The organism is Paenirhizobium selenitireducens ATCC BAA-1503 (assembly GCF_000518785.1).
GTDB lineage: Bacteria > Pseudomonadota > Alphaproteobacteria > Rhizobiales > Rhizobiaceae > Allorhizobium > Allorhizobium selenitireducens.
Window position 1 is genome coordinate 47518 of sequence record NZ_JAEG01000006.1, and the last position, 18726, is coordinate 66243.

Annotated in this window: 18 protein-coding genes; 11 read left to right on the forward strand and 7 right to left on the reverse strand. The window is 64.3% G+C overall.

Translation table 11 applies throughout. The features are described 5' to 3' along the window. Nucleotides 1-109: 109 nt before the first annotated feature. Nucleotides 110-688 (reverse strand): NnrU family protein, encoded by a 579-nt coding sequence (locus L867_RS0107595; RefSeq protein WP_028736314.1) that lies wholly within the window; start codon nt 686-688, stop codon nt 110-112. Between the two features lie 126 nt (nt 689-814). Here L867_RS0107595 and L867_RS0107600 point away from each other — a divergent pair, with 126 nt between their 5' ends. Continuing rightward, complete coding sequence (locus L867_RS0107600; RefSeq protein ID WP_028736315.1) at nt 815-1810, forward strand: polysaccharide deacetylase family protein; 996 nt, start codon at nt 815-817, stop codon at nt 1808-1810. 380 nt (nt 1811-2190) lie between these two features. Here L867_RS0107600 and sbmA read toward each other — a convergent pair whose 3' ends face one another. Then, a complete protein-coding gene (gene sbmA, locus L867_RS0107605; protein WP_028736316.1) occupies nt 2191-3456 on the reverse strand; it encodes a peptide antibiotic transporter SbmA in 1266 nt (421 codons plus the stop codon). Between the two features lie 213 nt (nt 3457-3669). Next, nucleotides 3670-4839 (reverse strand): YbfB/YjiJ family MFS transporter, encoded by a 1170-nt coding sequence (locus L867_RS0107610; RefSeq protein ID WP_028736317.1) that lies wholly within the window; start codon nt 4837-4839, stop codon nt 3670-3672. A 180-nt stretch (nt 4840-5019) separates the two neighbouring features. Between L867_RS0107610 and L867_RS0107615 the strand changes: the two genes are divergently transcribed. Continuing rightward, nucleotides 5020-5250: a hypothetical protein gene (locus tag L867_RS0107615; protein ID WP_028736318.1), complete on the forward strand. Its 231-nt coding sequence runs from the start codon at nt 5020-5022 to the stop codon at nt 5248-5250. A gap of 338 nt (nt 5251-5588) precedes the next feature. Here the strand turns inward: L867_RS0107615 and L867_RS0107625 are convergent, their stop codons facing one another. The 3 genes from L867_RS0107625 to L867_RS0107635 all read right to left on the reverse strand — a co-directional run bounded on the left by L867_RS0107625 (nt 5589) and on the right by L867_RS0107635 (nt 7779). Beyond that, complete coding sequence (locus L867_RS0107625) at nt 5589-5852, reverse strand: CopG family ribbon-helix-helix protein (RefSeq protein WP_051438874.1); 264 nt, start codon at nt 5850-5852, stop codon at nt 5589-5591. Between the two features lie 76 nt (nt 5853-5928). Further along, entirely contained in the window at nt 5929-6678 is a 750-nt protein-coding gene (gene map, locus L867_RS0107630; protein ID WP_028736321.1) for a type I methionyl aminopeptidase, read from the reverse strand. A 54-nt stretch (nt 6679-6732) separates the two neighbouring features. Continuing rightward, complete coding sequence (locus L867_RS0107635) at nt 6733-7779, reverse strand: LLM class flavin-dependent oxidoreductase (RefSeq protein WP_028736322.1); 1047 nt, start codon at nt 7777-7779, stop codon at nt 6733-6735. 214 nt (nt 7780-7993) lie between these two features. Between L867_RS0107635 and L867_RS0107640 the strand changes: the two genes are divergently transcribed. From L867_RS0107640 to L867_RS0107665, 6 genes are all read left to right on the forward strand, one after another. Next, nucleotides 7994-8767 (forward strand): 3-hydroxybutyrate dehydrogenase, encoded by a 774-nt coding sequence (locus tag L867_RS0107640; RefSeq protein WP_028736323.1) that lies wholly within the window; start codon nt 7994-7996, stop codon nt 8765-8767. Nucleotides 8768-8799: 32 nt separating this feature from the next. Next, nucleotides 8800-10269, forward strand: a complete 1470-nt coding sequence (gene xdhA, locus L867_RS0107645) for a xanthine dehydrogenase small subunit (RefSeq protein ID WP_028736324.1) — start codon at nt 8800-8802, stop codon at nt 10267-10269. Between the two features lie 261 nt (nt 10270-10530). Further along, on the forward strand, nt 10531-12867 hold the full coding sequence (gene xdhB, locus L867_RS0107650) for a xanthine dehydrogenase molybdopterin binding subunit (protein ID WP_028736325.1): 2337 nt from the start codon (nt 10531-10533) through the stop codon (nt 12865-12867). A 418-nt stretch (nt 12868-13285) separates the two neighbouring features. Beyond that, on the forward strand, nt 13286-14086 hold the full coding sequence (xdhC, locus tag L867_RS0107655; protein WP_028736326.1) for a xanthine dehydrogenase accessory protein XdhC: 801 nt from the start codon (nt 13286-13288) through the stop codon (nt 14084-14086). Between the two features lie 70 nt (nt 14087-14156). After that, complete coding sequence (locus tag L867_RS0107660) at nt 14157-14417, forward strand: CopG family ribbon-helix-helix protein (protein ID WP_028736327.1); 261 nt, start codon at nt 14157-14159, stop codon at nt 14415-14417. After that, nucleotides 14414-14722, forward strand: coding sequence for a type II toxin-antitoxin system RelE/ParE family toxin (locus tag L867_RS0107665; RefSeq protein WP_028736328.1), 309 nt, complete (start codon nt 14414-14416; stop codon nt 14720-14722). The genes L867_RS0107660 and L867_RS0107665 overlap by 4 nt, the downstream gene beginning before the upstream one ends. Nucleotides 14723-14793: 71 nt before the next feature. Here the strand turns inward: L867_RS0107665 and L867_RS0107670 are convergent, their stop codons facing one another. Beyond that, a complete protein-coding gene (locus L867_RS0107670; RefSeq protein ID WP_028736329.1) occupies nt 14794-15126 on the reverse strand; it encodes a hypothetical protein in 333 nt (110 codons plus the stop codon). A 19-nt stretch (nt 15127-15145) separates the two neighbouring features. Here L867_RS0107670 and L867_RS0107675 point away from each other — a divergent pair, with 19 nt between their 5' ends. The 3 genes from L867_RS0107675 (at nt 15146) to guaD (ending at nt 18726) form a co-directional block, all read left to right on the forward strand. Next, nucleotides 15146-16063 carry a LysR substrate-binding domain-containing protein gene (locus L867_RS0107675; RefSeq protein WP_104368007.1) on the forward strand — a complete coding sequence of 306 codons (918 nt, stop codon included), beginning with the start codon at nt 15146-15148 and terminating at the stop codon, nt 16061-16063. Nucleotides 16064-16183: 120 nt separating this feature from the next. Further along, nucleotides 16184-17419, forward strand: a complete 1236-nt coding sequence (gene puuD, locus L867_RS0107680; protein ID WP_028736331.1) for a urate hydroxylase PuuD — start codon at nt 16184-16186, stop codon at nt 17417-17419. Further along, nucleotides 17416-18726 carry a guanine deaminase gene (guaD, locus tag L867_RS0107685; RefSeq protein WP_028736332.1) on the forward strand — a complete coding sequence of 437 codons (1311 nt, stop codon included), beginning with the start codon at nt 17416-17418 and terminating at the stop codon, nt 18724-18726. Before puuD ends, guaD begins: the two co-directional genes overlap by 4 nt.

Genomic DNA, 18726 nt, shown 5'->3' on the forward strand with positions numbered 1-18726 from the left:
GGACCGGCCGGCCTTTCGATGCAATGTGATGCGTGAGCGGCCTTCTAACCGATTTTTCCGCACTTGTAAGCGGAAAACGGCAGGAAGGCCGGTTGGCAGGCGCGATGCCTCACATGGGAAGCGGCGCGACGCCGAACAGAAGCGCATGCAGCTTCCAGATGAACAGCCCCCAGACCAGCACGCCGACGACCACGGCCGCGAGGTCCCACTTGGCCGAGACGAACGGACGAAGGGTCACTTCGCCGGCACGCTGGCGGCGTTTGAGCGAGATGCGGGCGATCACGCCCCAGGCGAGGAAGGAGCCGAACAGCAGCACCGAGCGAAGGTCGCCATTGGAGAGAAGATGCGCCAGCGCCCAGATCTTCACCGACAACACCATCGGATGCTTGGCCTTCGTCGCGATATGGCCGGCCGGCAGCATTCCGGCGACCAGACAGATCACGGCAAACAGCATCAGCGTCAGCGTCAGATGCGTCATGCCCTTCGGCGGAAACCACAGATCGACGACCGGGGCCTGCCGCCAGCCGTAGATCAGGACGACGAGTGCCAGAATGCTGGCTAGGCCATGCACGCCCTTCCAGCCGTTCTCGCCGAGCTTTTGCACCATGGCCGTACGGAAACCGGGCGCAACGACGCGGATCATGTGCGTGCCGATAAAGAGAATGATCCCGAGGATCAGGATTGTCATGGTTTGGACCCCAATTGAACTTTCGTCTCCAAGGCATAAAGGTCCCGAACCGGAAATTCCACCCTGTTCAAAGCTTCGCCGCATTTGCCTGACAGAAAACCGCCTTGCTTTTTTCCAGGTTTTTCCATGTCGCGTTCCCTTGCCGCCCTTTGTCTCGCCCTCCTCCTCGCTCCGCCGGTTCTGGCCGAGCCGCAGGCCGTGGCGGAGCCAGCCCGGCCGAAACAGCTGCTGCTGATCTCCTTCGATGGCGCGCACGACAATGTGCTGTGGGAAAAGAGCCGCGACATCGCACGCCGCTCAGGCGCCCATTTCACCTACTTCCTCTCCTGCACCACGCTGATCCCGCGCGCCGAGGCCAAGGGCTACAAGGCGCCGGGCAAGAAGGCCGGCCGGTCGAACATCGGCTTTGCCCCGACGGTTGAGGATGTCGCCGTCCGCCTCGACCACATCTGGAGTGCCCGCCAGGAGGGCCACGAGATCGCCAACCATGCCTGCGGCCATTTCGACGGCAAGGACTGGAGCAAGGCCGACTGGCTCTCGGAATTCGAAACCTTCCGCGACGTCGTCGCCGACGCCTGGAAGGCGAATGGTCTTGCCGACAAGGAACCGGAAGGCTGGGCAGCCTTTGCCCGCACCGGCATTCGCGGCTTCCGCGCCCCCTATCTTTCGGCCCCCGACAGCCTGGTCGCGGCGGAGAAGGCATTCGGCTTCGCCTATGATGCAAGCCTCGTCACCAAGGGGGCGATGCTGCCGGACGAGGACGGATCGCTCGTCCGCTTCGGCCTGCCGCTCATTCCCGAAGGCCCGCAGAACCGCCGGATCATCGGCATGGACTACAATCTCTTCGTCCGCCATTCCGCCGGCATGGACAATCCTTCGCGCTCCGGCGAGTTCGAGGCCCGCACCTATACCGCCTTCAAGGCGGCCTTCGAGGCGCAATATGCCGGCGGGCGCATCCCGCTGCAGCTCGGCTTCCATTTCGTCGAGATGAACGGCGGCGCCTACTGGCGGGCGATGGAGCGGCTGGTCACCGACGTCTGCCACCGCGCCGACGTCGCCTGCGTCAGCTATTCCGAGGCGATCGACCTCCTGGCGAAGCAGCCGGCAAGCCCCCGCTCCTGAAACGGATACGGGGAAGACTTTTTCGCCCCCGTCAGAAATTGACGCGTGCAATCAGCCACATGCGCAAAAACCGCCGCCGCGGTTTTCCCCGCTCGCCGCGAGTTGGCCTATCCTGCAAGGGTCATCGGACGGGGCACCGGGTCGCGAACCGGCTTCTCCACCTCTTCGAGGCTCGGTGCCGATGACGGTCGCAAAGGCAGGGTTTTGGCGGAAACAACGATGATCCCCGCAGGACCCGAAGGCAGCCGGCGCGATCGGGGCAGGCGGAAAGCCTGATACCAATCCCCAATATCCACCCCGCCTGCCCTCCTCCCCAATGCGAAACCGCGCCGGATCGCTCCGGCGCGGCTGAAGGCGCATGGTTTTTCTTTGCAGTCGACTCAGTCGCGGACGAGCACCTCGCCCTGCTCCGCCAGATATTCCTGGTCGATCTCCGGCAGCGGCTCATTGTCGATCGCGGCTTCGAAGGCGACAAGGCGCTTGCGGATCGACAGGAGCTCGATGATGGTCGACCAGGAACTGACGAGATACTGGAAGCTGTCACTGACCTGGCCGAATGCGGTGGCGATCTGTTGCCAAATCCCCATGGTGATCTTTGCAGCCACGATGGTGGGAATTAGCATGAAGGTCAGAATGATCGCATCCAGCTGCCCGAAGGTGTAACGGGCCACATTGAAATAGGTGTAATGCCAATACATGCGGAAATAGTTCTTGCGCACATTGGCAAACAGTTCCGCCATGGTCAGCGGCCTGGCGCGATCCGCATAGTCCTCACCATAGACGAGTTCCTTACGAAACGCTGCCTCAACCCGCTGGTTGCGAAACTGGAGGCCCGGCAGCTTGATGCCGACCAAGGCCAGAAGCACCGTGCCAAATACCGACCAGATAAGGGCGAGCCAAAACAGCGAATGCGGTATGGCGCCGAGTATCGGTAGTTCCGTTACGTGGCCGGAAAGCTGGAACAGGATCGGCAGGAAAACGACGAGCGTCATCACCGAGTTGATGAGAACGACACCCAATCCTTCGACAATCGAGGCAAAGCGCATCGTGTCTTCCTGGATACGCTGTGACGCCCCTTCGATATGGCGCAACTTATTCCACTTCGAAAGATAGAAGTCGTTCATCGCCGTGCGCCAACGAAACACGTAGTGACTGGTGAAAAATGCGATGATCACATTCATCGCCACAGAAACCATGCCGATCTCAAGGAAGCGCAGTTGAAGCTCGTAGAACTGCCCAGCGGTAATGCCGGGCTGCTTTTCCAGCGCACGCTGGAAAAGGTCGAAGAATGGTCCGCGCCAATTGTTGAGCGCCACCGATATCTGAACCACAAAATAGGCGATGAAGATGATGAAGGCAGAGCCCCAGATCGACCAGTTCGACCAAGGATGATCCCGATCAATCAACTTCCACACGATGCCAAAAATGACGACGAAGATGGTGAAATAGAGATAGAACCAGAGATTGTCGGGCGTAACGAAGAAGGCAAGACCAAGAGGCGGCTTTTCACCTTCGGCGAGCGGGGGCATGCCGAGGGCAGCACCCAATTCAGGGCCAACGCCGTACCACACCAGAATACAGATGGCAGTCCAAACAACGGCCGAAGTAAAAAACAGTTTTGGGCGAGGGAAGAATGAATGGAACACCGGGGCAACTTTCTTGGCAGGAGAAGCCTGTTTTATGTGGGGCGCGTCCGGTCAGGTCGGCAGCTACCGCATCCTGACGAATTTTCGACCACGGCCGTCTTTGGCGCGAAACTAGGGCAGAAAAAAGTGGCCAGCAATGGCATCAACCGATTGTGACGGATTTGGCCGCCGCCAATTCACAGTTTCGCGTCGCCTTGCAACACCCCTGTCAATTCAGGGCAGCCGCCGCAGCACCGGTAGCACCAGTCCGGCCGAGGCCAGAAGCACCAGTGCCGCCACCAGGCTCGGCGCCGAAAAGCTGCCGGTGCGCTCGGCCAGCCAGCCTGCGACCAGCGGCCCGAGGATCTGGCCAATGCCGAAGGCGGCCGTCATGAAGGCGAGCGCCCGGCGCTGGCTTTCTGGCGAAAGCGCCCGTCCGAGCCTGAGGCCATAGGCCGTGATGATCATGAAAGTGGCCCCGAGCAGCGCCCCGCCGACGAGCGGTGCTACCGGCTGCGGCAGCGCGACGGAGGCGAGCACCCCGATAGCCTCGATCAGCAGGCCGGCGAGATAGGCGCCGCCGAGCCCGATCCGCAGCATCACCGGCCGCCAGGCAAACAGCGAGGCTGCGGCCGCAAGTCCGGTGACGAACCAGGTGAGGAATTCCACCGCCGGACCGGCATTGCCCATGCGCGCCATGGTGACGATGAAGGTCGCCGTCACCACATAGCCGAAGCCGAACAGGCCGTAGGACAGCGTCGTGAGCACCACGGCCGGGCTCCAGGCGATCGGCGGCTCACGCGGGATCTGCGAGGCATGGAAGGGGGAGCGCGGCAGGAGCCGGGCGACGACGACGAAGATGCCAAACGCGATCGCTGCACCCACCAGCCAGTCGGCCCGCCAGCCGAAACCGGAAAGCCCGACCAGCATGACCATCAGCGACGAGGCGGCGATGCCAAGCCCGACGCCGGAAAAATGCGCCGACTGCACTGCCTCGCTGCCGACGCGCGCGGCGTGTCCCAGCACGATCGAGGTGATGAAGATCATGGCGAGTGCGCTGGCGACGCCGGACAGGAATCGCAGCACGACGAAGGCGGCGACCGAATGGGTGAGCCCCATGCCGGCGAGAAGGACGGCGGTCGCCAGCAGCGCCGAAAGCCCGATCAGCCGCTCGCGCCCGGCCGCCCAGCCATAGGCACCGGCCACCGCGCCGGCGAGATAGCCGGTGAAATTGGCGGCCGCGACGATCCCGGCCTCGGTCGAGGAGAGCCCGAGATCGGAAATCATGCCGGGCAGGATCGGCGTGAAGGAAAAGCGTCCGAACCCCATGGCGGCCGCCATGGCGAGCGCCCCTGCAAGGGCGGTGGACACGAGATGGCGGCGGTCGGTCGAGGCTGTCGTCATGCGCGCGTTTATTGCACTGCAGGAAGCCGCCCACAAACCACAAATACTGATCGCCTATGCAACGGCAAGCGATGGATTGCCCTGCCCGGCGGGGCATCGCCCGATGCCGGTTCACAATCCCCGGCTTGCCCCGGCCGCAAAAATCGCTAGTGGAGGGACAACGAATCCAAGGAGTGCCCCATGAGCGACCTGACCCTCAGCCAAGCCATTGACAACATCTACACCTCGATCAACAACGACAACGAGGACATCGACAGCCACATCGCGGCGCTGAAGGCGGCCATGGCCCGCGAAGGCGTCAAGGAAGCGGTGTTCGAGACGGCCAAGCTCGCCCAGTCCAACCGCCAGGGCCGCAAGATCATGCAGTCCTACTTCAAGAAAAAGGGCGTCGCCGTCGCCTTCTCCGTCTGAAATCGGACGGCAGGCGCTCTGCCGTCAGGGCGCTTCGAAATCGAAGTCGTCCTCGATCGACGTGCCGGGCGGCCGTTGCTGGCCATGGCGAATGGCGAGGAATGACGACGACGCTGGATCGGATTTCGTAGTCGACCAGATAGGCACCCATCACGAAGCGAAGAACACCGGGCACCGGTATGTCGTCCGACCGCCTTCCCTGTGGGGAAAGTGCGACAAGTGCTCCTTGAGTTGCTTGAGACTGTCGGTGAATTGCCGCGCCGCCTGCGGACTGCGGCCCTGGAGATATCGCGCCTCGGATACGAGGTAGTTCCTGGCATCTGCAGAGAGCAGCACTTTCAAGCGGCGGCTCCCTTGGTGATCGCCTCCACCTCTTCAATCACCTCATCCAGATCGTGGACGTCGCCGGCATCGACCGCCTGGCGCGCCCTTGCCAGATCGAGGACTTCCCGCCCCTCGCCGGCAAGATAGGATTTCAGCGCCCGCACGATCACCCAGCTACGGCTTCGCTCGCAGGTCCGTGCCACGTCCTCGATCTCCGATAGCACGTCCAGCGGCAGGCGAATGGTGATCGGATCGGACAGCTCTCGCTTGATAGACATCGCTTTTCACCTCCATTTGTAATACAAATTACCCCTGAACAGGGCGGAGGTCAAATTCTGGAGGCGCCTCTTGCCGTCAGTCGGCGAGCGTCAGGACGATCGGGCCGTTCTTGGTGACGACGATGGTGTGCTCGAATTGCACGGTCGGCGCCTTCGGGTCGCTGTAGAGCGTCCAGGGATCGTCGCCGTCCTCGGCCCACATGCCGCCGAGCGACAGGAAGGGTTCGATGGTGAAGACCAGCCCCTCCTCCATGATCCGCGTTTCGTCCGGGTCCGGCCAGGTGGAGAGTTCCTTCGGCTCCTCGTGCAGCGAATGGCCGATGCCGTGGCTCGCCAGATTCTGGATCAGCGTGTAGCGGTTCTTCCGGGCGAAGGTGCCGATGGCATTGCCGATATTGACCATGGGCTGGCCGGTGCGCACCTGGTTGAGGCCGACCCACAGCGCCCGCTTGCCGTCGCGCAAGAGCTTTTCGATCTTCGGCTTGGCCGGCGGCACGATGAAGGACGAGCCGGTATCGCCGAACAAGCCGTTCTTCACCCCCGATACGTCAATATTGACCAGATCGCCGGCCAGGATCTTGCGGTCGCCGGGAATGCCGTGGGCGACCTCCTCATTGACGCTGATGCAGGTGGCGCCGGGAAACTCGTAGCAAAATTCCGGCGCCGACTGCGCGCCCGCATCCTCCAGCACCTTGCGGCCGATCTGGTCGAGCTCACGGGTGGTGATCCCCGGCTCCAGCGCCGCCGCCATGGTCTTCACCGCCGTGGCACAGATTCGGCCGATGTCTTTGAGGCCGTTGAGCTCGTCTTCGCTGGAAACAATCATCGTGCGTCTTCCGGGCCTGAGACCCGCTCTTTGTCATTTTGGGATGGCGGGTGCTTACGCCCCCGCTTCCGACGGGGTCAACGCCTTTCTGACCAGCGGCGCGACTTTTGTGCCGTAGAGCTCGATGCCGCGCATGATGTCGCGATGCGGCATCGGGCCGATCGCCATCTGCAGCAGGAAGCGGTCGTTGCCGAAGATCTTGTGGTTGGCGACGATCTTTTCCGCCACGGTTTCCGGATCGCCGACGAACAGCGCGCCGCGCGGCCCCCGCGATGCATCGAAATGCGCCCGGTTGGTCGGTCCCCAGCCGCGCTCGCGGCCGATGCGGTTCATCACGACCGCCTGCGGTTCGTAAAAAATGTCGGCGGCGCTCTCGTTCGTATCGTGGATGAAGCCGTGCACGTTGATCGAGGTCTTCAGCGCCTTCGGATCGACACCGGCCTTGGCGCCGCTCTCGCGATAGAGGTCGAACAGCGGGGCGAAGCGGTGCGGCTCGCCGCCGATGATGGCGAGCGCCAGCGGCAGGCCGAGATAGCCGGCGCGGGCCGCCGACTGCGGCGTGCCGCCGATGGCGATCCACAGCGGCAGCGGATCCTGCAGCGGCCGCGGATAGACGCCGCGCCCAGCAATCGGCTTGCGGGTCTCGCCTTCCCAGCTGACCACCTCGTTCTCGCGGATCTCCATCAGCAATTGCAGCTTTTCGGCAAACAGCAGATCGTAATCCTCGAGATCGTAGCCGAACAGCGGAAAGCTCTCGATGAACGAACCGCGCCCGGCCATGATCTCGACCCGGCCGTTCGACAGCAGATCGACTGTCGCATATTGCTGGAAGACCCGCACCGGATCGTCCGAGGAGAGCACGGTCACGGCGCTCGACAGCCGGATGTTCTTCGTCTTCACCGCGGCGGCGGCGAGGATGGTCGCGGGGGACGACGCCATGTAGTCGGGGCGGTGATGCTCGCCGAGACCGAAGACATCGAGCCCCACCTCATCGGCGAGCTGAATTTCCTCGAGCAGATCGTCGAGACGGCGCTTCGCCTCCGCACCCTTGTTGACCGCGTTCGGATCGACATCCGCGAAAGTGTAAAGCCCGAGTTCCATCTGAGTGCGTCTCCTTGAACAGACGGTACAGATAGCGCCGACAGCGGTCCGGGCCAATGCCGCCGGCGAAGACGCACTGTTCGACGCAGAGCACCAGCGCAGGAATGCGACCGCCCCATTTAAAAACGCAATTGCCAGCCCGCGCGATTCGGGCATAACCTTTCCTGTCTATTGCGGCGCAACAGAACGCCGACCTGAACGGGAGAAGTCTTGCATGAACAGAACCGTCGTCGTCACCGGATCGACCAGCGGCATCGGCCTGGCCATCGCCCGGGCCTTTGCCGCCCATGGCGACAATGTCGTCATCAACGGCTTTGGCGATGCGGCCGAGATCGAGGCGATCCGCCAGAGCCTGGAAGTGACCGGCGGTCGCGCGATCTATCATGGCGCCGATATGTCGAAGCCGACCGAGATCGCCGACCTGATGGCGACTGCCGCGCACGAATTCGGCACGGTGGACGTGCTGGTCAACAATGCCGGCATCCAGCACGTATCGGCGGTCGAGGATTTTCCGACCGAGAAATGGGACCAGATCATCGCCATCAATCTGTCCAGTTCCTTCCATACCATTCGGCTTGCCGTTCCGGCGATGAAGGAAAAGAAGGCCGGCCGCATCATCAATGTCGCCTCGGCGCATGGCCTGATCGCCTCGCCCTTCAAGTCGGCCTATGTCGCCGCCAAGCACGGCATCATGGGTCTGACCAAGAGCGTGGCGCTGGAACTGGCCGAATTCGGCGTGACGGTGAACGCCATCTGCCCCGGATATGTGCTGACCCCGCTCGTCGAAAAGCAGATCCCCGACACGGCCAGGGCACGCGGCATTTCCGAAGCTGAGGTGAAATCCGACGTGATGCTGAAATTCCAGCCGACCAAGGAATTCGTCGCCGTGGAGGAAGTGGCGGCGGTGGCGATCTTCCTCGCCAGCGACGCGGCCAGACAGATCACCGGCACGCATATCTCGATAGACGGCGGCTGGACCGCGCAATAACATCGGCCGATGGGCCAGCGAGAAGACAAAGCATGAGTGATTGCATCCGTTTCATCCTGAACGGCGAGGACGTCGCCGTATCCGACTTCGAGCCGACGGAGACGCTGCTCGACTTCCTCAGGCTGAAACGCCGGCTGACCGGCACCAAGGAAGGCTGCGCCGAAGGCGACTGCGGCGCCTGCACCGTTCTGGTCGGACGGCTCGACGGCGGGCGCCTCGCCTATGAGACGGTCAATGCCTGCATCCGCTTCTTAGGCTCGCTGAACGGCACCCATGTGGTGACCGTCGAGCATCTGGCCGCCGAGAACGGCATGCTGCATCCGGTGCAGCAGGCCATGGTCGACTGTCACGGCTCGCAATGCGGCTTCTGCACGCCGGGCTTCGTCATGTCGCTCTATGGCCTGTGGCTCTCCAACGACAAGCCGAACCGCGCCGAGATCGAGCGCGCGCTGCAGGGCAATCTCTGTCGCTGCACCGGCTACGAGCCGATCGTCAAGGCGGCCGAGCAGGTCGCGCGCACCCGCCCGAGCGCGCTGTTCGACCCGCTGGAGCGCGAGCGTACCAATATCATGGCCCGGCTGTGGACCCTGCAGGGCAGCGACACGATCACCGTCGTCAAGGGCGATCGCCGGCTGATCGTCCCGGGTTCGGTCGCAGCGCTCGCCGACCTGCTGGCCGAAGAGCCCGAGGCCACCATCGTCGCCGGCGCGACCGATGTCGGGCTGTGGGTCACCAAGCAGATGCGCGATCTCAACCCGGTGATCTTCATCAACCATCTGACTGACCTGCAGACGATCGCCACCGACGACCGCGCCATCACCATCGGCGCCGGTGTCAGCTATTCCCGGGCCTTCGAGACGCTCAAGGCCGAGATCCCGGCGCTCGGCCGGCTGATCGAGCGCATCGGCGGCCAGCAGGTGCGCAACATGGGCACAATCGGCGGCAATATCGCCAACGGCTCGCCGATCGGCGACACGCCGCCGGCGCTGATCGCGCTTGGCGCATCGGTCCGGCTGCGCTCGGTGTCGGGCAGCCGCGAACTACCGCTCGAGGACTACTTCATCGACTACGGCAAGCAGGACCGCCGCCCGGGCGAGTTCGTCGAGAGCATCCGCGTGCCGCGCACCGAGGCCGGCAGCCACTATGCCGTGCACAAGATCTCCAAGCGCCGCGACGAGGACATTTCCGCGCTTTGCGGCGCCTTCCACCTGACGCTCGCCGAAGACGGCACGGTTTCCCACATCCGCATCGCCTTCGGCGGCATGGCCGCAACGCCAAAGCGCGCCCGCGCGGTAGAAGCCGCCCTGTTCGGCAAGCCGTGGGACGAAGCGACGATCACGGGCGCCCGCGATGCCTTCGACACGGATTACAAACCGCTCACCGACTGGCGCGCCACGGCGGAGTATCGCCAGCTGACCGCCAAGAACCTTCTGACCCGCTTCTTCCTCGAAACGACCGGCGCACCGCAGGAGCTGAAGCGGTTTGCAGAGGAGGAGGCGTGATGTTGCAGGGTCACCCCCCTCTGTCGGCTACGCCGACATCTCCCCCTCAAGGGGGGAGATGGGCCGCCGCCCTCGGAGCCGACTTCGCCGGGAATATCGGAGCTGCGTTGACAAGAACTCGCGCACCAGTCGCTGAAACCCATAAAACAATTTCCGGACGGCCGGCGACTGTCGAGACACCAGCCCCGCGCCGATCTCCCCCCTTGAGGGGGAGATGCCCGGCAGGGCAGAGGGGGGTAGCCCCGCACGGAGGCCTTCCCCATGCATAAGCCGACCCACGAGACCTACAAGCTGATCAACGGCCCGATGCACCAGTCGCTCAAGCATGATTCGGCGCACAAGCATGTCGCCGGAAGTGCCGAATATATCGACGATATTCCCGAACCCGCGGGCCTCCTGCACGGGGCGCTCGGCATGTCCGACCGGGCGCATGCCGAGATCCTGTCGGTCGATCTGTCCGAGGTGAAGGCCTATCCCGGCGTCGTCCGCGTCTTGACTGCCAAGGACGTGCCCGGCGTCAACGACGTCTCGTCGGGCGGGCGCCATGACGAGCCGCTGCTGGCCGAAGACAAGGTCGAGTTCCACGGCCAGCCGATCTTTGCCGTGATCGCCGAAACCCGCGACGCCGCCCGCCGCGCCGCGCGCCTGGCAAAGATCGAATACCGCGACCTGCCCTTCTGGACCGACGTCGACGCAGCCCTTGCCAACGACGCGCCGCTGGTCACCCCGGGCATGGTGCTGAAGCGCGGCGAGCCGGAGGCCGAACTCGACAAGGCCGAGCATCGTCTCAAGGGCTCGATGCGGATCGGCGGCCAGGAGCATTTCTATCTCGAAAGCCACATCGCGCTCGCCATTCCCGGCGAGGACGATGAAGTCGCTGTCTGGTCCTCGACCCAGCACCCCTCCGAGATCCAGCATATCGTCGGCCATGTGCTCGACATTCCGAGCCATGCGATCACCGTCAACGTGCGGCGCATGGGTGGCGGCTTCGGCGGCAAGGAAACCCAGGGCAACCAGTTTGCCGCCCTGGCCGCCCTCGCCGCCAAGAAGCTCAACCGCGCCGTCAAATTCCGCCCCGACCGCGACGAGGACATGGCGCTGACCGGCAAGCGCCACGACTTCCGCATGGACTTCGACGTCGCCTTCAACGGCGACGGCCGCATCCATGCGCTGACCGCCAACTTCGCCGCGCGCTGCGGCTATTCGGCCGATCTCTCCGGGCCGGTCACCGACCGCGCCCTCTTTCATGCCGATTCGAGCTATTTCTACCCGCATGTGAAGCTGACCTCGCAGCCGCTGAAGACCCATACGGTTTCCAACACCGCGTTTCGCGGCTTCGGCGGCCCGCAGGGCATGCTGGGCGGCGAGCGCATCATCGAGGAGATCGCCTACGCGCTCAGCCGCGACCCGCTCGAGATCCGCAAGGCGAATTTTTACGGAGACGTCGGCTCCGGTCGCAATGTCACGCCCTATCACCAGACGATCGAGGACAATGTGATTGCCCGGGTGGTCGAGGAACTGGAGACCTCCTGTGACTATCAGGCACGGCGCCGGGCGATCATCGAATTCAACAGGACGAGCCCGGTCATCAAGAAGGGCATCGCACTCACTCCGGTCAAATTCGGCATCTCGTTTACCATGACCGCCTTTAACCAGGCGGGCGCCCTCGTGCACGTCTACCAGGACGGCTCGATCCACCTCAATCACGGCGGCACCGAAATGGGCCAGGGCCTCTACACCAAGGTCGCCCAGGTCATCGCCGAGTGCTTCCAGGTCGATGTCGAGCGCGTCAAGATCACCGCGACGACGACGGGCAAGGTGCCGAACACCTCGGCGACCGCCGCCTCCTCCGGCACCGATCTCAACGGCATGGCCGCCTATGATGCCGCCCGCCAGATCAAGGAACGGCTCGTCGCCTTCGCCGTCGAGCATTTTGAGGTTCCGCCCGACGAAGTCGAGTTTCTGCCGAACCGCGTGCGCATCGGATCGAAGGAAATCCCCTTCCCCGACTTTGTCCGACAGGCCTATTTCGCCCGGGTCCAGCTCTCCGCCGCCGGCTTCTACAAGACGCCGAAGATTCACTGGGACCGCGCCGCCGGGCGCGGCACGCCGTTCTACTATTTCGCCTATGGCGCGGCGTGCTCGGAAGTGTCGATCGACACGCTGACCGGCGAATATCTGATGGACCGCACCGACATCCTGCACGACGTCGGCAAGTCGCTCAATCCGGCGATCGACATCGGCCAGATCGAGGGTGGCTTCGTCCAGGGCATGGGCTGGCTGACGACCGAAGAACTGTGGTGGGACGGCAAGGGAAGGCTTCGCACCCACGCGCCGTCAACCTACAAGATCCCGCTCGCCTCCGACCGGCCAAAAATCTTCAACACGCGGCTGGCCGAATGGTCGGAGAACGCCGAACCGACCATCGGCCGCTCCAAGGCCGTCGGCGAGCCGCCGCTGATGCTGGCGATCTCCGTGCTCGAAGCCCTGTCCATGGCCGTCGCCTCGGTCGCCGACTACCGCCACTGCCCCCACCTCTACGCCCCCGCAACGCCCGAGCGCGTGCTGATGGCCGTCGAGCGGCTGAAGGGCATGTGATGGCAGCGGTCGCAAACCTCTTCTCCCCCTCGGGGAGAAGGTGGCGCGCAGCGCCGGATGAGGGGCGCGCGAGCCACGTCCAACGGATTCGCCGCTCCCGGATCGCCTCGCACCCGTACGGCGCGGTTCCCCGCGGGGGAGGCAGCGCGCACCGTTTCCTCGGTCGCGCGGTAGCTCGCGCCCTTTTGCCCGACGTCCGTCCTTCCACCGCCGCTCACCCCCCTCTGCCCTGCCGGGCATCTCCCCCTCAAGGGGGGAGATCGGAAGGCGGCCACGCGCCTGCCAAACACAACGCATCGAGTTCGAACGACGCGCGGCTTGCAGCACGGGCTTTGCGACACGGCCGAGCGGCCGCAGTCTTGCCGATCTCCCCCCTTGAGGGGGAGATGCCCGGCAGGGCAGAGGGGGGTATCCCCGCATGAGCGTCTCCAATTCCCTCCCCACCTTCCTCGCCACCCATCCCGATGCCGTGCTCGTCGATGTCGCCGAGGCCAAGGGCTCGACCCCGCGCGAGGCGGGTGCCTTCATGGTGGTGGCGGCCGACGCGCTGTTCGGCACGATCGGCGGCGGGCAGCTGGAATTTCTGGCGATCGACCATGCCCGCAGACTGCTGGCCAGCGGCGAGCGGACTGCATCGCTCGACGTGCCGCTCGGGCCGGAGATCGGCCAGTGCTGCGGCGGGCGCACCCGGCTCGCCTTCACCCGCCTCGACGCAGCGTCGCAGCAGGCATTGATCGACCGGCAAACCAGGCTGGAAATCACCTATCCCGACGTCTTCCTCTTCGGCGCCGGCCATGTCGGGCAGGCGCTGGCGATCGCCCTTGCCCCCTTGCCCCTCACCGTCACCCTGGTCGAGACCCGCGACCTTGCCGACAACGGCCTGCCGCACGGGGTTACGCTGCGCCGCGTTGCGGTGCCGGAAGCGGAGGTGGCCATGATCCGGCCGGGCGGCGCGGCCGTCATCCTCACCCACGACCATGCGCTGGATTTCCTCATCGCCCGACAGGCGCTTGCCCGCCCCGATCTCGCCTATGTCGGCATGATCGGCTCGGCCACCAAGCGCGCCACCTTTGCCCGCTGGCTGGACCGCGAGGGCGGCGACCCGTCCGTGCTCGACCGGCTTGTCCTGCCGATCGGCGGTAGCGCGCTGCGCGACAAGCGCCCCCCGGTGATCGCGGCCCTGGTCGCGGCCGAACTGCTCACCGTGTTGCTGGGCTGACGGGCGCCGGGCCGCTGGCAACGGAGGCCCGATTGCACTATTCTGCCGCAACCCGGACCAGGAGCCCCACATGTCCGCCGACAAGATCGTGACCATCCATGTGAGCGCCGAGGTCGAGGCCAAGCTCGTGCGCCTCGCCGAGCGCACCAGCCGCAGCAAGGAGCATCTGGCGACGGAGGCCGTCTCGGCCTTTGTCGAGCAGGAGCAGCGGACCATCGAGAATATCGAGAAGGGGCTGCGCGACGTGGCAACGGGCGATGTCGTCGACCATGACGCCGCCATGGCGGAACTCCACGCCGTGATCGATGCCGCCGAGGCGCGCCGGTCGTGACGCGGCCCGTCCGGTGGTCGCGCGCAGCACTGGACGATCTCAAAGAGCAAATCGCCTTTATCGCCATCGACAATCCCGAGGCCGCCAGGAAAATCGCGAGAAGGATCAGCGATACGGCACTCGCGCTTGGAGAGAGGGCCGTCGGCAGGCCCGGACGCGTCTCGGGGACCTCGGAAAAACGCGTGGTCGGCCTGCCCTATGTGATGGCCTACAGGGTCAGTGATCCAAGCGACGGAGAGGCGATCTACATCCTGCGGGTCATCCACACCGCGCGCGACTGGCCGAACGAGCGGTGGCCCACCTGAATCACCGCATGAAGCGGCGGAATCACTTCTTCAGTCCGCCGGCGCATCGTCTTGATTAGACTCGACATTCCTCAGAACGGACCGGAGCGCATCCAGTCGCGGTGGCGTCTTTGTTCCGACCAGTAGGCCTCGGTCCGGTTCCGCGACGGGCGGCCGTCGAGAAGGCCGAGATCCTTCTTCACCTCCGGCGGCAGATCCTCGGTGGCCGTGCGATCCGGCTGGAACAGGCGCTCGAGGAAGCGGCGCAGGGGCCGCAACAGACGGCCCGACGTCACGCCCGCCGGAGCCCACCAGCGTCTTGTCGCCTGCAACATCTTCGTCTCCTCTCCATGGGCAAAAATGACCTGATGGACCAAGAGATGCGCCGGATTGCCGCCGGTTTCCAATTCGAATACGGTAGGCATGCATCAAGAGAGCTTATCCATGAAACTGTCGAGACAGTTCCCGCTCAATGCCCTGCGCGTCTTCGAGGCGGCGGCCCGGCATAGGAGCTTCACCAAGGCCGCCGAGGAACTGGGCATGACCCAGACGGCGGTGAGCTATCAGGTCAAGCTGCTGGAAGACAATATCGGCGAGCCGTTGTTTCTCAGGAAGCCGCGCCAGATCGTGCTGACGGAAACGGCCGAGCGCATGCTGCCCAAGGTGACGGATGCCTTCGCCGTCCTGCGCGAAGCGATCGCCACCGCGCGTCAGGATGCCGACGAGATCCTCGAAATCCACTCCACGCCGACATTCGCCTCCCATTGGCTGGCCCGGCATCTCGGCGCCTTCCAGCTCACCCATCCCAACATTGCAGTCCGGCTGCTCCGCGGCTCCGCACTCACCGACTTCAACCGCGAGACCGCCGATGTCGCCATCCGCATCGGCATCGGTCCCTGGCCGGGCCTGGTCTGCCACCCGCTCCTGAGGCTCGATTACACGCCGATGCTGAGCCCAAGACTTTCGCAAAGCATCGGCGGATTGAAGACACCGGCCGATCTCTTGAAACTGCCGCTGATCAGCGAGGATGACGAGATGTGGCGGGACTGGTTCGCATCGATCGGACTGGAGGCGCCGCCGCACCGCGCACCGCGCATCAGCGCCTTCGGCGCGCTCGATCTCGACGCAGGCGCTGCGATCGCCGGCCAGGGCGTGGCCTTCCTCAGCCGCTTCTACCTGCAGGACGAGCTTGCCTCCGGGCGGCTGATCCAGCCCTTCGAGGCGGCCTACCTCGACAAGAATACCTATTGGCTGGTCTACCCGGAAAGCCGCCGCAACGTGGCGAAAATCCGCAAGTTCCGCGAATGGCTGGAGGCGACATTGGCGCCGGAACGGGTCGCCATGGGCCTTGATGCGCAATGACGTCCGGGAACCTCATCAAAGAAATTCTCTGGATTGGCCCGCGATCCGACATGCGGGGCTTCCCTTGCGGTGGATAATTTCCGAAACTGAAAGGCCGGGGGGAAGAAAGGGATTTTTCTGATGTACGAATACGCCATTGCCTGGGAATGGCTCTCCTTTGCCGTGCGTTGGCTGCACGTCATCACCGCGATCGCCTGGATCGGCTCGTCCTTCTATTTCATCGCGCTCGATCTCGGCCTGGTGAAGCGGGCGCATCTGCCGGTCGGCGCCTATGGCGAGGAATGGCAGGTGCATGGCGGCGGCTTCTACCACATCCAGAAATACCTGGTGGCGCCGGCAACCATGCCGGAGCACCTGACCTGGTTCAAATGGGAAAGCTACGTCACCTGGCTCTCGGGCTTCTCCATGCTCGCCGTCGTCTATTACGGCGGCGCCGATCTCTTCCTGATCGACCGGCACGTGCTCGACCTCACCCAATGGCAGGCGATCGCCCTTTCCGTCGCCTCGCTCGCCGTCGGCTGGGTGATCTACGACCAGCTGTGCAAGTCGCCGCTCGGCAGGAACATCTGGGTGCTGATGGGCGTGCTCTACGTCGCGCTGATCGCCATGGCCTGGGGCTATACGCAGGTCTTCACCGGCCGCGCCGCCTTCCTGCATCTCGGCGCGTTTACCGCCACCATCATGTCGGCAAACGTCTTCCTGATCATCATCCCCAACCAGAAGATCGTCGTCGCCGACCTGATCGCCGGGCGCACGCCCGACCCGAAATACGGCGTGATCGCCAAGCAGCGTTCGCTGCACAACAACTACCTGACGCTGCCCGTGATCTTCTTCATGCTGTCGAACCATTATCCACTGGCTTTCGGCACGGCCTATAACTGGGTGATCGCAGCACTGGTCTTCCTGATGGGCGTCACGATCCGCCACTGGTTCAACACCACCCATGCCCGCAAGGGCCGGCCGACCTGGACCTGGCTTGCCACCCTTTTGATCTTCATCGCCATCATGTGGCTATCGACCGTTCAGAAGGCCCCGGTGGAGGAAGAGGTTTCGGTCGCGCCGGTCCATCTGCGCTTCGTCGAGAACGCCCATTACGAGGCGGCCCGCGACGTCGTCATGTCGCGCTGTTCGATGTGCCACGCCGCCGAGCCGGTCTGGGAGGGCATCGTGCGGCCGCCGAAGGACCTGAAGCTGGAGACGGATGCGCAGATCGCCGCCCATGCGCGCGAAATCTACATCCAGGCCGGCCGCAGCCATGCCATGCCGCCCGGCAATGTCACCGAAGTCTCGTCCGAGGAGCGCGCCCTGCTGGTCGCCTGGTTCGAGAGCGCGGTGTCTGAGGCGAAGCAGCCATGAGCGCCGTCCTCTATCGCGGGCGCACGCTGAGCTTCACCCGCGCGCCGGATCACATCGACGATGCCGGCAGCTATCGTTACGAGAGCGACGGCGCGCTGCTGGTCGAGGACGGCAGGATTGTCGCCATGGGCGATTTTGCCGACGTCAATGCCGCCGCGCCCGAAGGGACGGTCGTGGTCGACCACCGCCCGCATCTCATCCTGCCCGGCCTGATCGACACCCATGTGCACTTCCCGCAGATGCAGGTGATCGCCTCCTATGCCGCGAACCTGCTCGAATGGCTGAACACCTACACCTTCCCGGAGGAATGCCGCTTCGTCGAAAGCGCCCATGCCGAGCGCATCGCCAAGGCCTTCTTCGACGAATTCTTCCGCAACGGCACGACCACCGCGGTCGCCTATTGCTCGGTGCACAAGGCCTCGGCCGACGCCTATTTCGCCGAGAGCCTCAGGCGCGGCAGCCTGATGATCGGCGGCAAGGTGATGATGGACCGCAACGCGCCGCAGGGCCTGCTCGACACGCCGGAGACGGGCTATGACGAGACACGGCAGGTGATCGCCGACTGGCACGGAAAGGGCCGCAACCACGTCGCCATCACCCCGCGCTTCGCCATCACCTCGACACCTCGGCAGATGGCGATGACGCAGGACCTGGCGCAAGAATTCCCCGACCTGCATATCCAGACGCATCTGTCGGAAAACCACGACGAGATCGACTTCACCTGCTCGCTCTATCCGGACGCGATCGACTACACCGACATCTACGCGCATTACGGCCTGCTGGGGCGCAAGAGCCTGTTCGGCCATGCGATCCACCTGTCGGACCGCGAGGCGGATGCCATGAGCGAGGCCGGCGCGGTCGCCGTCCACTGCCCGACCTCCAATCTCTTCCTCGGCTCCGGCCTGTTTCCGATGCGCAAGTACCAGCGGCGCGAGAAGAAGCTGCGCATCGCGGTCGCCACGGACATCGGCGGCGGCTCCAGCTACTCCATGTTCAAGACGCTCGACGAGGCCTACAAGATCCAGCAATTGCTCGGCGAGCGACTAAACCCGCTGGAAAGCTTCCACATGATGACGCGCGGCAATGCCGAGGCGCTGTCGCTCGAGAACCGGATCGGCACGCTGGAGCCCGGCACGGATGCCGATTTCGTCGTGCTGAACGCGGCTGCCACGCCTGCCATGGCGCTGCGCATGGAGACGGTCAAATCCCTTGCGGAGGAACTGTTTCTGCTGCAGACAATGGGAGACGACAGATCCGTCGTCGAAACCTATGTCGCGGGCAAGGCAATGAAGCCGGCCGCCGCCTGA